The sequence below is a fragment of the Geobacillus genomosp. 3 genome (genome assembly GCF_000445995.2).
Classification (GTDB): Bacteria; Bacillota; Bacilli; order Bacillales; family Anoxybacillaceae; genus Geobacillus.
Genome location: NC_022080.4, coordinates 2524686 through 2541972, shown reverse-complemented (window position 1 = coordinate 2541972; position 17287 = coordinate 2524686). Strand labels below are relative to the sequence as shown.

15 protein-coding genes are annotated in these 17287 nt (G+C 56.7%); 12 read left to right on the top strand and 3 right to left on the bottom strand.

Features of this window, described 5'->3' with window-relative positions; all coding sequences use genetic code 11:
- The first annotated feature begins 31 nt into the window (after window positions 1–31).
- Window positions 32–3256 carry a vWA domain-containing protein gene (locus M493_RS17400; RefSeq protein ID WP_020960763.1) on the top strand — a complete coding sequence of 1075 codons (3225 nt, stop codon included), beginning with the start codon at window positions 32–34 and terminating at the stop codon, window positions 3254–3256.
- 63 nt (window positions 3257–3319) lie between these two features.
- On the opposite strand, the gene M493_RS12695 is transcribed toward M493_RS17400, so the two are convergent.
- From M493_RS12695 to M493_RS12685, 3 genes are read right to left on the bottom strand one after another with little or no spacing between them, the layout of a single operon-like run.
- A complete protein-coding gene (locus M493_RS12695) occupies window positions 3320–4897 on the bottom strand; it encodes a hypothetical protein (RefSeq protein ID WP_020960762.1) in 1578 nt (525 codons plus the stop codon).
- Window positions 4898–4909: 12 nt separating this feature from the next.
- Window positions 4910–5485 carry a PilW family protein gene (locus M493_RS12690; RefSeq protein WP_020960761.1) on the bottom strand — a complete coding sequence of 192 codons (576 nt, stop codon included), beginning with the start codon at window positions 5483–5485 and terminating at the stop codon, window positions 4910–4912.
- A complete protein-coding gene (locus tag M493_RS12685; protein ID WP_020960760.1) occupies window positions 5469–6080 on the bottom strand; it encodes a prepilin-type N-terminal cleavage/methylation domain-containing protein in 612 nt (203 codons plus the stop codon). Before M493_RS12685 ends, M493_RS12690 begins: the two co-directional genes overlap by 17 nt.
- Before the next feature lie 141 nt (window positions 6081–6221).
- Here M493_RS12685 and M493_RS12680 point away from each other — a divergent pair, with 141 nt between their 5' ends.
- The 11 genes from M493_RS12680 to M493_RS12630 all read left to right on the top strand — a co-directional run bounded on the left by M493_RS12680 (window position 6222) and on the right by M493_RS12630 (window position 17280).
- The gene (locus tag M493_RS12680; RefSeq protein WP_020960759.1) at window positions 6222–7751 is read left to right on the top strand and encodes a hypothetical protein; all 1530 of its coding nucleotides are present in this window, start codon (window positions 6222–6224) and stop codon (window positions 7749–7751) included.
- Window positions 7752–7756: 5 nt separating this feature from the next.
- Window positions 7757–8536: a PRC-barrel domain-containing protein gene (locus M493_RS12675; RefSeq protein ID WP_041267782.1), complete on the top strand. Its 780-nt coding sequence runs from the start codon at window positions 7757–7759 to the stop codon at window positions 8534–8536.
- A gap of 16 nt (window positions 8537–8552) precedes the next feature.
- Window positions 8553–9872 carry a G5 domain-containing protein gene (locus M493_RS12670; RefSeq protein ID WP_020960757.1) on the top strand — a complete coding sequence of 440 codons (1320 nt, stop codon included), beginning with the start codon at window positions 8553–8555 and terminating at the stop codon, window positions 9870–9872.
- Window positions 9869–11530: a GspE/PulE family protein gene (locus M493_RS12665; RefSeq protein ID WP_020960756.1), complete on the top strand. Its 1662-nt coding sequence runs from the start codon at window positions 9869–9871 to the stop codon at window positions 11528–11530. Before M493_RS12670 ends, M493_RS12665 begins: the two co-directional genes overlap by 4 nt.
- A 12-nt stretch (window positions 11531–11542) precedes the next feature.
- Window positions 11543–12598 carry a type IV pilus twitching motility protein PilT gene (locus M493_RS12660; protein WP_020960755.1) on the top strand — a complete coding sequence of 352 codons (1056 nt, stop codon included), beginning with the start codon at window positions 11543–11545 and terminating at the stop codon, window positions 12596–12598.
- Window positions 12585–13793, top strand: coding sequence for a type II secretion system F family protein (locus M493_RS12655; protein ID WP_020960754.1), 1209 nt, complete (start codon window positions 12585–12587; stop codon window positions 13791–13793). Before M493_RS12660 ends, M493_RS12655 begins: the two co-directional genes overlap by 14 nt.
- A 91-nt stretch (window positions 13794–13884) precedes the next feature.
- Window positions 13885–14295 carry a type IV pilin protein gene (locus M493_RS12650; RefSeq protein WP_020960753.1) on the top strand — a complete coding sequence of 137 codons (411 nt, stop codon included), beginning with the start codon at window positions 13885–13887 and terminating at the stop codon, window positions 14293–14295.
- A gap of 35 nt (window positions 14296–14330) precedes the next feature.
- On the top strand, window positions 14331–15077 hold the full coding sequence (locus M493_RS12645) for a prepilin peptidase (protein WP_020960752.1): 747 nt from the start codon (window positions 14331–14333) through the stop codon (window positions 15075–15077).
- Window positions 15078–15102: 25 nt separating this feature from the next.
- Entirely contained in the window at window positions 15103–16035 is a 933-nt protein-coding gene (gene pilM / locus M493_RS12640) for a type IV pilus biogenesis protein PilM (RefSeq protein ID WP_020960751.1), read from the top strand.
- Window positions 16025–16600 carry a hypothetical protein gene (locus tag M493_RS12635; RefSeq protein WP_020960750.1) on the top strand — a complete coding sequence of 192 codons (576 nt, stop codon included), beginning with the start codon at window positions 16025–16027 and terminating at the stop codon, window positions 16598–16600. The genes pilM and M493_RS12635 overlap by 11 nt, the downstream gene beginning before the upstream one ends.
- Complete coding sequence (locus M493_RS12630) at window positions 16597–17280, top strand: hypothetical protein (RefSeq protein ID WP_020960749.1); 684 nt, start codon at window positions 16597–16599, stop codon at window positions 17278–17280. The genes M493_RS12635 and M493_RS12630 overlap by 4 nt, the downstream gene beginning before the upstream one ends.
- Window positions 17281–17287 lie beyond the last annotated feature (7 nt).

The following is a 17287-nucleotide window of genomic DNA, read 5'->3' as shown; positions in this document are numbered from 1 at the left end:
GATAGTCCTTTTGACGCGGGAGGGAAGGCGCATGCGGCGGCGTGGCTGGCTGTTATGGGGAATGGTGTTTTGTCTCATCGCAAGTCTATGGCCGGTGAGGGTTGACATCGTTTATGCCGATCAAAAAGAGGGCGCTCTCACCGTCGTTTCAGATGAAAAAATAGAAGGATGGGCCGTTGCCCCAGGGGCCGGGGATGGCCGGGGCAACAGCATCCGCTTTTTTGAAGTCCGTATTAAGGTGAAGGAACAAAACGGCTCTGTCGTCAGCTATCGCACGGAAGCGGTGGAAGCGCCGGCGGGCCGAAACGGAGCGAAAACGTATACGTTTTCGCTTGATATGCGCGGCAAGTGGCCATCGGCCCAAGGGGAGAGGGCGGCTTACGACATTACCGTCGACGCTTACCGGGTGTTGGGAAACGGGCAGGAAGACTTGTATTTTTCATTCCCGGAGCCGCCTTATGAGTATACGAAACGAAATGAAGCCAGCACCGCTGCACTCGATTTCTCCATGGCGTTTTCACAGTCGGAATACGCCAAGCCGCCAAACGGCGATGCCGAAGGACGGCTCGATGTGACGCTCATCCCGAAAGGCTCGGTTTCCGCGCCTGTCCGTCCGCCGATTGACGTCGTGTTTGTCATGGACGTGTCGGGGTCGATGACATGGGAGAAGCTTTCGAGCGCCAAGACGGCGCTCCGTTCGGCTGTCGATTACTTTAAAGCCCATTCGCATCCGCATGACCGGTTTGCCCTTATTCCATTTTCTGACTCGGTGAGAGATATCGTGCCGTTTGGGGATCAGCCGACGGTCGCCGCCCAGCTCGAGAAAATCCGGACGGTCGGCGACAGGCTGACGGCCGGAGGCGGCACGAACTATTCGGCGGCACTGTCGCTTGCGCAGTCGTATTTTAACGATCCGGCGCGCAAAAAGTATGTGATTTTCTTGACAGACGGGATGCCGACAGTGTTGCATACGGACGCTATGATCACGTATCGCGAGGTAGAGAGACAATGGCTTTTGCTTATTCCGTATTATGACTATACAGGGAAAAAAATCACTGCTAACTTACCATTAACTTATGAGTTATACGTGGATGGAAGAGCAGGAATCCATTTTCAAGATAATAAGGGATTTACTCGAGTGTTCTATAGCAATGGGAGTGATTATGTTAATGGAAATCGTCTTTCACGTGACAATGGTTATCCATTCACGTATGAGTGGGTGGAAACGGAAATCCGTGCCCATGCTATAGCGGTGGCCAAAGCGCTTGGACTGAACAATATCACGCTCTATTCCATCGGCTTCGGTGACAGCAAGGAAGTCGATATGGACTATTTGCGCGCCCTCTCAGCGGTTGCCGGCGGCGAGGCGCGGCAAGGAACGACGCAAAACTTGACTGCTTTATTCCAACAGTTTTCCCAGCTCGCCACCACCCCGGCGATCACCGGAACGATCCGCATTCCGCTGTCGTCATTTGGCGGCAATGTCGCCATCGCGGAAAACGGCCAAGTATGGCTCGATGAAACAAAGCAAAACGCCTACATTTCGTTTTCGATTCCGTACCAGATCGGCCAAGGCGCTCCACCGCCGGTGACGATTCCGGTTCCGGTATCGTTTAAAGCTGAAGGGACGTATACGTTTGAAGCCGAATTGACGTATCGCGACGTGTATGGCCAACCGCAGCCGCCGGTGACGAAAAAGGTGACGGTCACGGTTAAAGATGAAGCGCCGCCGTCCTTTACAGGCACGGTGACATTGCAAGGAGTGACCAATGATGTCGCAAGCTTAATCAAGTTCGGCGCCGCTAATGGCGATGACAACCGCTTCCGCGCGGCATATTCACTGTCGCTTGTCGGCTATGTTGGCAATGCGAGCGGGACGATTAGCAATGTAAGCATTATCCAAGAACTGCCCGACGGCATTTCTGTCGTTCCTGATGGGAAAGTCACAGTCTACACAGACCAGGGCAAGCGTTATGCCAAATGGACATTTGCCAATCAAACGTTCGATTACAACCAGCTGAATAAGCTGACGCTTTCGGCGCAATGGGTGATGCAGGCCGATTTTGCGATGAACAATGTCTCGCTGCCGCCAGCGGTTGTGACGTTTACGGACAGCCGCTATGGCGCGCAAACCTCGACGCTTGCGCCGCCGAGGGAACGAATTGGCATGACGGTTCGTCTCCATGATTTTCCGAATTTTTACTATGAAGGAAACGCGAACGGCGCGATCCGCAAATATCAAGTTTCCGCCGCTTCGCAAGACGAGGTCGGAAGCGCGGAGCCGAATTCATACGGGCTGCTGCCGCTGGCGGTCAAAGCGCTGCAATACGACCCGAACGATGACGGCGTGCTGCTTGTCACCTATCGCAATGATGAAACGGTGCGCATATATTTGAAGCCGCGTTTGTCGATCATTGCATCAAATGGCGAAGTAGAAAGCGGCGCGACGGTGACGGAAGCGCCGACGGTTCGCGTGACCGGGCTTGTCGCCGGTGAACGGGTGACGTATGAATACGAAATCGCGCGCAACGGCTCATCGTCCGATTGGCAGCTGCTTGGTCCGCCGTATGCCATTTCGGTTTCCGATGACGGCGAGTATACGGTTGCCGTGCGCTCGAGCGGCGGGTTGACGCGGGGCGATGGAACGACGATCGTGTCATTCCGGTATATGAAGCTCATTCGCAATTTGACGCTTGGCGATTACAGACGGAAAATGAACGTTGGCGAAACGCAAACGATTCCGGTGATCATTGAACCGATTGATGCGACAAACAAAACGCTTATGTGGGAATCGAGCGACCCGGGTATCGCTTCTGTCGGCCATAACGGCGTTGTAACAGCAAACAAACCGGGAACGGCCGCGATCATCGTCCGCGCAACTGACGGAAGCCAGGCAACAGCCAGAGCGGTGATTACGGTCATCGACCCGTATGTGCCCCTTGAAGGGATGGCGTTTTCCAGCCCGGTGCTGTACATGAAAGTCGGCGAACGGCTCGAGGTGGCACCGCAACTGCGGTTTATCCCTGAGAATGCGACCGACAAAACGATTGCCGATGTTCAGTCATCCGCCCCGGCCTATGTGGAAGCGGTCAATGAAAACGGAACATGGGTGCTGATCGCCAACGATGTCGGCTATGCGACGGTGACGGCGACCGCCAAGGCGAGAACGAGCGATCATAAGGCGATTCAAGCGGCGGTGACGGTCATTGTTCAAGAAGCGGCCGACGGTAGCGATGACGGGCGAAATCGGTGGTGACAAAAGCAGCTGCTTCCGCGCGGCGGCAAAACGAAAAGGCGGCCTTGCACAGGCCGCTTTTTTCTATTTGACTTTTATTGGCTCAACGACGAGCGACAGCTGTTTGACAAACGGCAACCCTTCCCCGCGGTCGATCAACACTTGCGGGTCGTGGTGAATGACAAGGCGTGATTGTTCCAGATCATCGTCAGGCGCCGGGATGAATGACAGCCCGTTTTCCGCCCGTCCGCGGTAGGCGTTGACGACAAGGCCCGATATATCGGCATCAGGGGCAAGGCTGGAGGCATCCCCGCGGGCGAACAAGCCGCCTTGAATGTGGATATACGAGCCGACGGCATAAACGGTCGCGTTGCTGTTCGTATAGAAATATCCTTTTAAATTCGGCCGCGGCGGGAACGAGTTATCAAACTCATTGATGCGCGCCAGCTCGAGCGGCCCGTTCGATAAGAGAACGAGCTCTTTTCCGCCCCAACCGCTGATATCGGCGCTGTAAACGAGCGTGCGTCCGGTGACGTAGACCGAGGCGTCAAACGCCACATTTCCTTGAATGGTGACATCGCCGAGCACGATGAGATTGCCGCGCACTTTCGTCGGCGTTTGCGCCGTGTTTCCTAAAAACAAATCGCCATTGACGACAAGCCAGTTTTTCTTTAAATCGATTTCTCCATGGTCAATGAAAAAGGAGGAAACTTCTTCGCTCTCAAGCAAAACCGGCTCGTTCCAAGAACGGCCAAGCAGCGGCCCTACGCTGTCCACGACCGTTAGGCGGCCCCGGAGCATGGCAAGCAATGTCGGGATGTCCTCATGGATATACTGTTCGTATTCATCGCTGAACGTTTCCATTCCTGCGGCATGGAGCAGCTTATCTTTCACCGTCCAATCAAAATTGACGTCGATAAAATCGTCTTTTTCCTTTTGCACCGGAGCTCCGTCAAGACGAGGGGAAAAGGTGTTTTCACGGCGGATGAACACCCCGTCTTCGATCCGGTAACACCCCGCACCGTGTTCGCACGATGATATTTCCCCTTGAACAAGCCAAGCGCTGCCGGTTGAGAGGGTGGGGAAGGAAGTCAGCTCGGTCCGGCGCTGCGAGTGATCGATATAGTTGGCAGCGTTAGTGACGTAGGCATTTCGGCCTGCGTACACATGCCCGTCAATGTATGCCCCGCCGTTGACGAGCAAATCTTCAGCTGAACCGAGGGCGTATTTCAAAAAGCTTGGCGTGTTGGTGATAATGACGCGTCGGGTGATGGTTTTCTGACCGGACGATTTTGCAATGTGCAAAACGCGGGTGAACAGCTTTTTTCGGTCGATCCCTTCTTCATTGGTTGCATCCGTGATCGTGACGTCATAGCGCCGCTCAAACGAAGGGAGCCAACGCCTCAAATCATCGTCAAAGCGCGTTGGGGTAGAGAAGGCAAAATCGGGTTTGGTGATCGCTGTCTTTAAGGCGGCCACGGTTTCATCGATGGCGCTGGCTGCTTCATGAAACGACTCGACATCTTCGACGCGCACGGCGGCCCATCGCGCCTGCTGGGCGGCCACTGTTAAAATGGTTGTGCCGAGCAAAAAGAAAATGGTGATGACGAGCATCGTTGTCACGAGACTGTAGCCAGCCTCGTTCGAGCGCGGACGGTTCATCCTCGTCCCTCCTTAAAAGCCGAATTCTGTTTTTAATGTAAACGGGCGCACATACAAGCGGCTGTCCGGATCAGCATGTTTGCGGTCTTGTACGGCAAGACGGATCGTGATGACGCCGCTGCGGCAAATTCGCGCTTCCTCTTTCCGCTCTTCGCGCAAACAGCGCACCGAAAAGGCAGAGTTGTCCACAAGCAGCAAGTGTGGCGGGGAAATGGCTTCCCCGTTGATGATGAGCGAGCCGTTTTCAATGGAAACAGTCAACGCGCCGCCGCCGATTTCTCTTTCATCGACAAATCCGGATGAGGGGTCAACCCGCTTTTGCCGGTCGTCGATAAACGTTAATGTTTTTTCGCCGCTTTCGCTAAGGTTAATCCCATCCGGTGCAAATTCGTACAGTTTATTCATCACCATTGCCATGGCGTAGTCCGCCTCACTGCGCAGTTCGTTTTCGATGCCGATCCGTTCGTAGGCGCGGATGCCGCTTAGAAACACGGTATAGATGGCGCCGATGATCAACAGCGAAACGGAAACAGCAGCTAGAAGCTCGATCAGCGTCATGCCGGCTTTGCTTCTAGCGGATCGTTTCATCGGTGACCACCCCTTCGACCCATTCCGCTTCCCCAGGACGCTCGCCCCAGCGGACGACAACGTACATTTTCAACAAATACTGCCCGAGGCCGGGGTCTGACGCCCGCACTTTTTCCGCTTCTTTTTCGATTTGTTTGCGGAGGGAGGACGGGAACGCGTCAGGCGGCGATGAGACGAGCTGTTCCCAAAGCGCTCCGTCATACGGGATGAGAAAGACGGCCACCCGCCCGTCGTCATAAACGATATTGTTGACCGTCGGGCCGAGCTGGGCGCGGCAGGCGTCCGGCTCTGGGAAAATGGCTCTATTTTCGCAATCGCCGCTCGTCAATTTGACAAACGGCGCCTGTTCGCCTGCTGACTGGCGAACGTAACGTTCGAGCGCGGAAAACTCAAGCCGTTCCATATAGGCGGCGACGCCGCGGGCGATGTTGATCGCCACCGTCCGCCCTTGGCTGTAGGACGTATGGGCCATAGCATTCGTAAAAAAGTAAAACAAGCCGATCACAACGCTTGATAGAAGGGTGAGAGCGAGCAACGTTTCAATGAGCGTGAACCCGCCTTGGCGGCCAGTGGGAGAAAAATTGCCTTCGGTCATTCGTCATAACCTTCTTTCAAAATATGTAACTTTATTATACAATAAGTTCGAGTTGAATTATGTAGAATTTTAGGCTAAGAGGACGATAGGCGGTGCATATGCCGCTTTTTGGCAGACGATAGCCGGGAAGGAACGGGTGGCATGGGAAAAGAGGCAGTCATTTATGTCGTTGCATTCGTGTTGGCGCTTGGGGCGGTCTGGCTGCTGCCGCTTGGCTTCAGCCGGGTTGGGGGCGCGGTGGCTGTGATGGTCGCGCTGTTGGCTGCCGTGTTGGCCAAGTTGGCGGAATCGGTGGCGCCCGTCTGGCAAACGGTGTTATTGGTCGGGCTTTTGTTGGCCGCTGCATCGTACTTGCTTGACCGCCGTTTTGGGGCGGTGTTGTATCGGATGACGGAGCGAAACGAAACGGGGAGGCGGGGGACGCCAAAAGGCGCGGAAGCAACGTCTTTGGCGGGGCAGGCGGTCGATGGGGGGCGCCCGTCGGCCCGCTGGCCTGAAATGAAGATGCTCCCTAGGGAGGAAGATGTGAGGCAGCCGATCCACGCCGGCCAACCGGATGGAAACGCACCGGCGCATGACGGAGTGGGGGATGGGCCGCCTGCTTTGGATGAAATCGCGTTGGCGTCAGAAGAAGCGGGGGAAACGGCGCCTGCGTTCGCTCCCGACGTCCTGCGCGCGCTGGAAGAGGGGGCGGATCGGCATTTCACCGCGCCGTTTTCCGCTTCGGCTGACGGTGCGGAAGAAGACGATTTCCTCCTTTTAGGGGGAGCAGCTATGGGGGATGATGGAAGGGACGGGAGCGAAACGGAAGAGGAGAAGCGTTTCCTTTCTGAGCTTTCGCTTCTTCCTCTCGAGGACGCTGCTTCAGAGATCGAGCCCGTGCGCCGGTTGGACGATTGGCTCGATGAGCTGCCGGTGGCCGTGACGCCGGACATCGAAGCGGCCGTGCTGCAGACAGGAAAAGCGGCCGACAGCCTGGACGATGGTAGGCAGGGCCTGCGGGATGGGGCCGGCGTCCTGCCTCCCGAATGGGCTGGGTTTGAACAGACCGGCGGCTTTATTGATCGGGACGGTTTTGCGTTGGAACGGAAACCCACTGTTGAGCGGCCGCCGTTTGCGGAGCTGCCTAAAGGCATAGAGCTGAGCCCGCTGGATATAGGCGATGCTATGGAGGCGGCCGGCATGGAAGCAGACGAAGAAACGGCGCTCGAACCGCCAGGAGGGGAACGCCGCGAACATAGCGGGCGCATCAACGAAGAAGAAGCGTTGTCAAAAGGCCGGGAAGAGGGCGAAAGCTGCGATGTCGAGGAGGGGGAACAGAAGGCGGAGGGCGAAACGCAAGCTGCCGGGCCGCCTAGGGGGGAACGCAAGACGGTGCGCCCGGAAGTCGTGCAAGCGGTCGCGCTCGAATTGCGCCTCAGCCGCCGTCGTTTGGATGCCGGCAGTTATGAGCGCTGCCTCCGCCGCTGCCTGGAAGCGCCGCTTTCTGACCGCGATTATTACGTATTGGCCCGGTTGTTAATGGAACATTATGTACTAGAACAACAGTATGACAAGCTCGCGATCTGGCTGGACGAACTGGCCGGACGTTTTGGCGCCTACCCGGCCGTGGCCGAAGAGTTGGCGCTTTGGCGGCAACAAGCCGCCGCATTAGCAAACAAGTTGGGGTGAAAACGATGAAAGCTAGCGCGCAAGTGATTGGACTGCCGATCATCAGCATTGCCGACGGCGTGCAAATCGGCGTGGTGAAAAGTGTCGTCATCAATCCGGATAAGGGAACGATTGATTTTTTAACGGTCGAACAAGATGATGTGCAGCTCAGCTTAAAAGCCATTCCGTTTAAAAAAGTCGTCGGCATCGGCGAGTTTGCCGTGACCGTAGAGAAAGGGCATGATGTGATCGATCTCTCAGAAATTCCGATTGCCAACCAGCTTGTCAACAAGCAAATCCGCATTAAAAATGCGAAAGCGATCACGCGCAAAGGGCAGCTGCTTGGCGAGGCGAGCGAGTTTTTTGTTGATGAGGAATCCGGGGAGATTATCGGCATTGCCTTACGGCTTGACGACAAAGAAGCAGTGCTGCCGGCTTCGGAAGTGTTGACATACGGCAAAGACATTTTAATTGTCAACGACGGGGCGAACGGGGCGCTTTGTGACGACCCGGCGCAGTTGGTGAAGGCGGAAAGCGGCCAACCGGCTGTCGAAATGGATGAAGGCGATCTCTTGGCGCAAATGGAAGCGATGACGGAAAGCGCGGAAAACGTTGAGGCGCTTCATACGTTAAGAGAAAAACAAATCGCCCTGCTGGCCGGCAAGCGGCTGACGAAAGACATTTACGACGCGGACGGCCGCCTGCTGTTCGCGAGCGGCACGGTGCTGACGGAAGCGGATGTGCGCAAAGCGCAAGCTGCCGGACCGGGCGTCATCGTTGACGTTTCCATGAATGTCGAGGAGTAAACGGGGAGGGTCGGCGGTGAAAAAAGCGGCCGCGTGGAAGCTGTTTGTTGTCATGGCGGTGTGTACGATGTATTTTACCGCGTTTTCCCGCCTTGGCGCCTTTGCCTACGATGCGCTCGCCCCGGATGACGGCCGCTTCCGCCCGGGGACAGCCGTCGGTCCGGTGTCACTTTCCGGTCTGACGCCGTCCGCGGCCCGGCAGGCGGTGGCCGAGCGGGTAAACGAGTGGCGGGCGACGGCGGCGATTCCGCTGCGCTACCAAGAAAAACAAGCCGAACTGCCGGCGGACGCGTTTGCGTTTCAGCTTGAGGAAAGCCTAAAGCAGCTTGTCGATGGACAGCGGACGCCGTTGTTTGTGCTGGCTGACTTGGAAACGGGCCTTCATGCAGCGTCGTCCATCGTCCCGCCGGCGGTGCTGCCGGCGCTCGATGTGAAGCGGCTTGGGGCCGACTTGGAAGCTGTGGCATCCCGGCTTGAGGCGCCGTCTTCTCCGGTCGATTTGGCGCAATACATATCGCTTCCGGATGAGCGGCGGCCGGTCGTGAGCGAAGCGGCGGCGGCGGTTTCCGATGCGGCGGCGGCCCGCTGGCTGTCGAAAGAGCGGCGCGCGGTGATCAAGGCAAACCAGTTGTTTTCGTTTGGCGACTATATGAAAAAGGCGAAGGCCGATTTGTCCGCGGAAGCGGCCGATGCGATCGCTTCCGCGGTGTACCGGGCGGTGCTGGCGACCAATTTCACTGTTGTGGAGCGCTATACGAGCCGTATGTTGCCGGGTGGAGCGGCGCCCGGTTTTGAGGCCGCCATCAGCGACGGCCGCGATTTGGAATGGTTCAACCCGAACACGACCGATTACACGCTCGCGCTTCGATACGATGGGCGAAACGTGCGCGCCTCCATCATCGGGCTGCCGTTTGTCTATCAATATACGATTCACGTTAGCGAAACGGAGAAAATCGAACCGCGCACCGTTGTCCAGTACGATTCGCGCTTAGCGCCCGGCGAGCAGCAGACGAAACAGAGCGGCCGCCCGGGGCTGCTAGTGAAAGTCATGCGTGAAGTGCGCGATGGGACCAAACTTGTGCGCCGGGAGACGGTGAGCGAAGACTTTTACCCGCCGACGTATACGATTCAAGTGCGCGGTCTTGAAGTTCCGGAAAGCAGCGCGGAGTCAAACGGCGGGGGAAGCGAAAACAGCACGCCGGTGGAACAACCCGCTTCATCAGAACCGGAAAACGATGAAGGAAAGGAAGAAGGCGATAAGCCGGGCGAAGGCGCATCCGCGCCGAAAGCGGGCGCCGGCGGGGAGACGGACACGGGCGGAGGGGAAGGAAAATGAGCAAAAAGCAGGAACGGAAACGGCTTGGTGATTTGCTTGTCGAAGCGGGGTTGATCACCGAAAGCCAGTTGGCCGAAGCGCTGCGCGAGAAGGCGCCCGGGCAGAAGCTTGGCGATGCGCTGCTGCAGCGCGGCTACATCACCGAGCAGCAGCTCATTGAAGTGCTCGAGTTTCAGCTCGGCATTCCCCACGTCAGCTTATACCGCTATCCGATCGATCCGAAGGCGACCAGTTTAGTGCCAAAAGAGTTCGCCCGCCGCCATATGGTCATGCCGCTGAAAATCGAAGGCGAGCGGCTGCTTGTCGCTATGGCCGACCCGATGGACTTTTTTGTCATCGACGACTTGCGCCTGTCGACCGGGTTTCAAATTGAAACGGCGATCGCCTCAAAAGACGACATTTTGCGGGCGATTAACAAGTATTACGATATCGATGAGTCGTTTGACGAATTTTTGCAGGCGGCGCCGGAAGTGCGCGAAGACGAGCGGACGGAGGATGACGATTCGCCCATCGTCCGGCTCGTCAATCAAATTTTGCAGCTGGCGGTCGAACAGCGGGCGAGCGACATTCACATCGATCCGCAAGAGACGAAAGTGCTCATCCGCTATCGGATCGACGGGTTGCTTCGCACCGAGCGGGCGCTGCCGAAACATATGCAAAGCATGTTGACGGCGAGAATTAAAATTTTGGCCAATATGGACATTACCGAACACCGCGTGCCGCAAGACGGGCGGATCAAAATGGACATCGATTTTCATCCGGTCGATTTGCGCGTCTCGACATTGCCGACCGTATATGGCGAGAAAATCGTTATGCGCGTTCTTGATTTAGGTGCGGCGTTAAACGATATTCATAAACTTGGCTTCAATCCGGTCAATTTGGACCGGTTTATCCGCTTGATCGAGCGGCCGAACGGCATCGTCTTGATCACCGGACCGACCGGTTCGGGGAAATCATCGACGCTTTATGCGGCGCTCAATCATTTAAACAGCGAGCACGTGAACATTATTACGATTGAAGATCCAGTCGAATATCAGATCGAAGGCGTCAACCAAATTCAAGTGAACCCGAATGTCGGCTTGACGTTCGCCCAAGGGCTGCGGTCGATTTTGCGCCAAGATCCGAACATCATCATGGTTGGGGAGATTCGCGACCGCGAGACGGCGGAAGTGGCGATCCGCGCTTCGCTCACCGGCCATTTAGTGTTGAGCACGCTTCATACGAACGATGCGTTAAGCACGATCACGCGCCTCGTCGATATGGGCATTGAGCCGTTTTTGGTGGCGACGTCGCTTGCCGGCGTCGTTTCACAGCGGCTTGTGCGCCGCGTCTGCCGCGATTGCCAAGAGGCGTATGAGCCAACGAAGCGGGAACGGGACATTTTCGCCCGCCGCGGCATCGACGTTCGCCAACTCGTCCGTGGCCGCGGCTGTCCGACGTGCAACATGACCGGCTACCGCGGACGGCTGGCGATTCACGAGCTGCTTGTCGTCACCGAGGAGATGCGGCGCGTCATTTTAAATAACGAGCCGTTTTCAAAACTGCGCGAGCTCGCCAGTCAAAACAAAATGATTTTTTTGCTGGATGACGGGCTGTTGAAAGTGAAGCAAGGGTTGACGACGCTTGAAGAAGTGCTAAAAGTGGCCATTTTGCATTGATGGGTGAGACGGATGAAAGAAAAACTTGAGGCGTTATTGCGCGCCGCGTTTGAATGCCGCGCGTCCGACGTGCATTTGACCGTCGGTGCGCCGCCGATTTTTCGCGTGAACGGGGAGTTGAGAGCATACGGCCATGAGCGGCTGCAGCCGGAGGAGACCGAGCAAATGGCGAAAGCTGCCGTCCCGCCGCCGCTTTGGCAGCAGTTTCAAGAAACCGGAGAGCTTGATTTTTCGTATGGCATTCCCGGTGTTTCCCGCTTTCGCATCAACATCTTTAAACAGCGGTCATGTGTGTCGCTCGCCGTGCGCCTCATCCCGATGCGCATCCCGACGTTAGAAGAGCTCGCCATGCCGAACGTTTTGAAACGCATCGCCGAAAAACCGCACGGGCTCGTGCTCGTCACCGGGCCGACCGGCTCGGGCAAATCGACAACATTGGCGGCGATGATCGACTATATGAACAAAACGATGTCAAAACACATCATCACGCTCGAAGATCCGATCGAGTATTTGCATAAGCACGGGAAATCGATTATCGACCAGCGCGAGGTCGGGTTTGACACCGGAAGCTTTGCCGCCGGGCTGCGCGCCGCCTTGCGCCAAGATCCGGATGTGATTTTAGTCGGGGAGATGCGCGATTTAGAGACGATTCAAACGGCGATCACCGCTGCCGAAACCGGGCACTTAGTGCTAGGCACGCTTCATACGGCGAGCGCGCCGGCGGCAGTCGAGCGGATGATTGACGTCTTTCCGTCCGCCCAACAGGCGCAAATCCGCCTTCAGCTCGCTTCCGTGCTTGTCGCCATCATCGCTCAGCGTCTGTTTCCCAACAGCCGGAAAACCGGCCGGACAGCGGCGCTGGAAATTTTACTGAACAACGCGGCGGTCGCCAACTTGATCCGCAACGAAAAAGAGCATCAAATTGTCAACATTATGCAGACGAGCCGCCAAGCCGGCATGCAGACGATGGAGATGAGCATCAAAGAACTTGCCGCCGCCGGGCGCATCGATCCGTTGGCGGCGGAAGCGTATTTGGCGGGGGAGCGTGAACAGAATGGCGCAGTTTAAGTACGAAGGGCGCGACCAAAGCGGGCGGAAAAAAACCGGAGTGATCACCGCCGTTTCGCGGCGCGAGGCGGCCGTGAAGCTCCGTGAAAAAGGGATTCGCCCGCTGACGCTCGCCGAAGTGCCGCCGTCGATATGGAATAAAGAAATTTCATTCGGCCGCGCTGTCAAGCTGCAGCACTTTGTCATCTTTTTGCGCCAATTTGCGACCCTTGTGCGCGCCGGGGTGACGATCGTCGATTCAGTCCGCATTTTGGCCGAGCAAACGGAAAGCAAGCCGCTCGCCCGGGCGCTTTCTGACATCGAACAGTCGCTGCGCGGCGGGAATCCGCTCTCGGCGGCAGCGGCGAATCATCCGCGCATCTTTCCGCCGCTGTTTGTCAACATGGTGCGCGCCGGCGAGGCGGGCGGTACATTGGACGAAACGCTTGACCGCCTGGCCGATCATTTTGAAAAAATGCATCGCACAAGGCAAAAAATCGCCTCGGCGCTCGCCTATCCGGCGGCGGTCGCCATCATCGCCACGGCCGTCGTCATCTTTTTGCTCGTTGCCGTCGTGCCAACGTTCGTCGAAATGTTCGCTGAGTTTCACGCCGAGCTGCCGGCGATTACGAAGTTCGTGCTCAAGGCAAGCGGCGTGATGGAACAGTATTGGTGGGCGGCCGTTCTCGTCTTGATCGCCTGTTCCGCTTCATTCGCCGCCCTCCGCCGGCAAAAGGCGGCGAAATATTATTTGGACTATGCCGCCATGCGGCTGCCGATTTTCGGCAAGCTCGTGCAAAAGGCGGCGCTCGCCCGCCTGACGCGGACGCTCAGCTCGCTCGTGTCAAGTTCGGTGCCGATTTTAGAAGCGCTGTCGGTCGCCGGGCGCGTCGTCGAAAATGAAGTGATCGCGTCCGTGTTGGACGAAGCGCGCGGCGCCCTTGAGCGCGGCCAGTCGCTCGCCGAGCCGCTCCGCCGCCATTGGGCGTTTCCGCCGCTCGTTGCGCAAATGATCGCCATCGGCGAACAAACCGGTTCGCTTGACGCCATGCTCGGCAAAGTCGCCGACTTTTACGAAGCGGAGGTGGACGCCGGCACCGACCGGTTAAAATCGCTCATCGAGCCGCTCATGATCGTGCTGCTCGCCGGCGTCGTCGGGACGATCGTCACGGCGATCATCGTGCCGATGTACGATATTTTCAATCATGTTCAATAATTAGAAAATAAGAAGATATTCCTATTTATGCCGCTTTGTTGTAGAATAATAGGGAAAACGTTCTAATTTTGTTTGAAAGGGAGAGGAAACGATGGTAAAGCGAATCGTGAAAAACGAGCGCGGCTTGACGCTCATCGAACTGCTCGCCGTCATTGTCATTTTAGGGATCGTTGCGGCGATTGCGATTCCAAGCATAGGGGGAATTATTAACAAGTCAAAAAATGATGCAAAGATTGCAGAGGGGATTCAGATTATTAATGCTGCGAAGATGTATATGACAGCGAATAGTTTTACGCCTGATGATACCGGTGGTTCAGTTCAAACTTTAGATGAAAATGATCTGAATGATTACCTAGACAGCGTCGATGCCCAGAGTTATGAGGTACAGGTGCACCAAGGGAATGCTGGAAAGTATACGTACTATTTGAAAGATCATGAATCAGTGAGTCTGGTAGACAAAAACAATGATGGTCTGGCATCTGAGCAGGAATTAAGCAAATAATATACAAGTAATTAAGGTTTACAGGTGCCCCTTTTATGGTTAATGTGTCTATTTTTTTGTATAGCCTCCTCCTCGCCTCCTTTTTCAACGTCGTCGGGCTGCGGGTGCCGGCCGGGGAGTCGATCGTCAGGCCGCGGTCGCATTGTCCGGCGTGCGGGCGGACGCTGTCGGCGAGGGAGTTGATTCCGGTCGTGTCGTATGTCGTGCAGCGTGGGCGGTGCAAAGGGTGTGGGGGGCGCATTTCCCCCCTTTACCCGGCGATGGAGCTCGCGACTGCCGCCTTGTTTACGGCTGCGCCTGTTTGGGTCGGCTGGGGCGGGCGGTTGATTGTAGCGTGGACGTTGATCAGCTTGTTGGCGATCATCGTCGTGTCCGACCTTCGCTATATGCTCATCCCGGACCGGGTGTTGCTCGCGTTTGCCGCGTTGTTTCTCATCGAGCGGCTGTGGATTCCGTTTTTGCCGTGGACCGATATGGTGATCGGCGCGGCGGCCGGCTTTTTCCTTTTATGGCTGATCGCCGTGCTGTCAAAAGGCGGGATGGGCGGCGGCGATGTGAAGCTGTTTGCCGTGCTTGGGTTCGTGCTTGGCTGGAAACTCGTGTTGCTCGCGTTTTTTTTGGCGACGTTGTACGGAACAGCAATCGGGCTTGTCGGCATGGCGTTGGGGCGCGTGCGGCGCGGCGTGCCGATGCCGTTTGCGCCGGCGATCGCGCTCGGGGCGCTGACGGCGTTGTTTTTCGGCGAGGCGATCGTGCGCGCGTATATGGCGTTCATCCGGTAACGATAGCAGAAAGGAAGCAGCGAAGATGGCGTTATGGCGGCGAAAAGGGAAGGAAGCGAACATCGTGATGAAAGACCATGTCATCCGCTATGTGGAAGCGAAGCCGGGCGATCCGCCGGAGGCGAAACGGTGGGGCGAGCGTGAGCTGCCGCCCGGCGTCATTCGCGATGGCAAAATCGTGGATGCGGATGCATTGGCGATGATTTTGGATGAGTGCGTTGATGAATGGAAGCTTGACGGGCGGCGCGTCCGCTTTGTCGTCCCCGATCCGTTCGTCATGATCCGCAGCTTGTCGCTTCCGCCTCATTTGGCTGATGAGGACATTCGCGGCTATTTGTTTATGGAGCTGGGCGAATCGATTCCGCTTCCGTTTGCCGACCCGGTGTTCGATTATGTGGTGATGGAGAGAACGAGCGAGGCGGTGTCGATTTTGTTGTTTGCGGCGCCGGAGGAGGCGGTGTCTGAGTATGCGGAGCTGTTGAAGGGGATGGATTTGCGCCCTGTGGCGGCCGATGTGTCGCCGCTTTGCGCCTATCGCCCGTTTTATGCTGCCGGACAAGCCGGGCCGGATGATCATATTTTGCTTGTGCAATTTGATGAATCGGCGGTGAATGTAAGTGTGTTCCATCGACATTTGCCCTTGTTTATGCGCCATTTGCCGCTCGAGGCGCCCGCAGGGCAGACGGCGGCGTTCATTGACCCGTTTGTGGATGTGTACAAAGAAATCGAACGGATGATGAGCTTTTATTCATTTTCCCTCCAACAAGGAAAACAGCAAATTACGCGCCTCTTCCTCACCGGTGACCATCCGCAGCTTCATGGTGTATTCGCTGCCTTGGCGGAGCGGCTTGACGTGCTGCCGGAGCGGCTCGCGCAACCGCTTGATCCGTTGCCGGACCGCTACCATCTTGCCTGGGGATTGGCATTGAAGGAGGGAGTGGCTGACCATGATCGCTGATGTTAATTTATTGCCGCGAAAAGAGCCGCGCCGCGCTGGGGGCGCCGTGCTGGCGGTCTTTGCTGCTCTTCTTCTTTTGCTCGGCGCCGGCGGATGCTATTGGCTGCTTGAGCGCGTCGACAGCCGCCAGGCGGCGCTCGAGGCAGAGCTAAAGCAAGTGCGTGCCTTGCAGGCGGCGGTGGCGGCGAAACAGCATGATGTCGAGGAGCAGCAAGGGCGGCGGCAGCTCGCGGAAGCGGTGCAGTGGGCGAACGCTTATCCACTCAAAACGGTGCCGTTGCTGCAGGCTTTGACGAAACAGTTGCCGGAGCGCGGTTTTATTATGAATTTGACCTATGCCGACCGGCGGACGGTGACGATGACCGTCCAGTTTGATACGGCGGAAGAAGCTGCTTATTATTTGGAGCGGCTCGGGGCAGTCAAGATGGTCAAACAAGCGAAGTTGACCGGGGTTTCCGCCAACGGCTCAAACGAGGAAGCCGGGACGGACATAACAGTGCCGCGCTATATGGCGCAATATGAATTAACGATCGGCCAAGCTGAGAAAAAGGGGATATCACCATGACCAACCGCATCGGCAAATGGTTGACTGTTTTAGTATCGACGCTGTTCGCTGTTGCTGTGTTGGCTGCATTCTATTTTTTCTTGCTGGCGCCTCGCTACCGGGAAATCGACCAGCTTGCCGCTGTGCTCGAGAGCGAGAAAAAAGTGCTGGCCGCCATGGAACAGCGTGCGTCACCCCAAGAGGGGGATATGATGGAAAGCCTCGCCGCGCTGCAAAAGAAAGTGCCGGTCCGCCCGCTCACTGAGCAGTTGCTGCTTGAGTTTCAAAAGGCGGAATACATCTCCGGCAGCGTGCTGCTGAGTGTCAATTTTTCCGAAGAAGGGAAAGCAGCGGCCGGGCAGGCGGGAGAAGGAAAAACGGGCACTCCGCCGGACGGGATTGAAACGGTGAGCGCCCAGCTGACCGTTCAGTCGCCCTCATATTACCAGCTCGAGCGGTTTTTAGAGACACTTGAACGTTCGGAGCGGATTCTCGCTGTTGAATCGCTCACATTTGCCGGACGGCCGGAATTGACCTCGACGGCTGTCGAAGTTCAGCCGTTGACGTATTCGTTGACCGTGCGCGCCTTTTATGCGCCGCAGCTTGAAAAATGGAAGCAGATCGCGCCGATGCTGGACGTTCCGCCGCCAAGCGGCAAAGACAACCCGTTCGTGGAAATCGCGCCGCCGGCGGGCCCGTAATCGAGAA

Bases quoted from the DNA above. Each gene is read 5' to 3' on its own strand.
- M493_RS12680 (WP_020960759.1), top strand. From the start codon at position 6,222: ATGGGAAAAGAGGCAGTCATTTATGTCGTTGCATTCGTGTTGGCGCTT.
- M493_RS12695 (WP_020960762.1), bottom strand. From the start codon at position 4,897: ATGAACCGTCCGCGCTCGAACGAGGCTGGCTACAGTCTCGTGACAACG.
- M493_RS12685 (WP_020960760.1), bottom strand. From the start codon at position 6,080: ATGACCGAAGGCAATTTTTCTCCCACTGGCCGCCAAGGCGGGTTCACG.
- M493_RS12675 (WP_041267782.1), top strand. From the start codon at position 7,757: ATGAAAGCTAGCGCGCAAGTGATTGGACTGCCGATCATCAGCATTGCC.
- M493_RS12650 (WP_020960753.1), top strand. From the start codon at position 13,885: ATGGTAAAGCGAATCGTGAAAAACGAGCGCGGCTTGACGCTCATCGAA.
- M493_RS12690 (WP_020960761.1), bottom strand. From the start codon at position 5,485: ATGAAACGATCCGCTAGAAGCAAAGCCGGCATGACGCTGATCGAGCTT.
- M493_RS17400 (WP_020960763.1), top strand. From the start codon at position 32: ATGCGGCGGCGTGGCTGGCTGTTATGGGGAATGGTGTTTTGTCTCATC.
- pilM (WP_020960751.1), top strand. From the start codon at position 15,103: ATGGCGTTATGGCGGCGAAAAGGGAAGGAAGCGAACATCGTGATGAAA.
- M493_RS12635 (WP_020960750.1), top strand. From the start codon at position 16,025: ATGATCGCTGATGTTAATTTATTGCCGCGAAAAGAGCCGCGCCGCGCT.
- M493_RS12660 (WP_020960755.1), top strand. From the start codon at position 11,543: ATGAAAGAAAAACTTGAGGCGTTATTGCGCGCCGCGTTTGAATGCCGC.
- M493_RS12655 (WP_020960754.1), top strand. From the start codon at position 12,585: ATGGCGCAGTTTAAGTACGAAGGGCGCGACCAAAGCGGGCGGAAAAAA.
- M493_RS12665 (WP_020960756.1), top strand. From the start codon at position 9,869: ATGAGCAAAAAGCAGGAACGGAAACGGCTTGGTGATTTGCTTGTCGAA.
- M493_RS12630 (WP_020960749.1), top strand. From the start codon at position 16,597: ATGACCAACCGCATCGGCAAATGGTTGACTGTTTTAGTATCGACGCTG.
- M493_RS12645 (WP_020960752.1), top strand. From the start codon at position 14,331: ATGGTTAATGTGTCTATTTTTTTGTATAGCCTCCTCCTCGCCTCCTTT.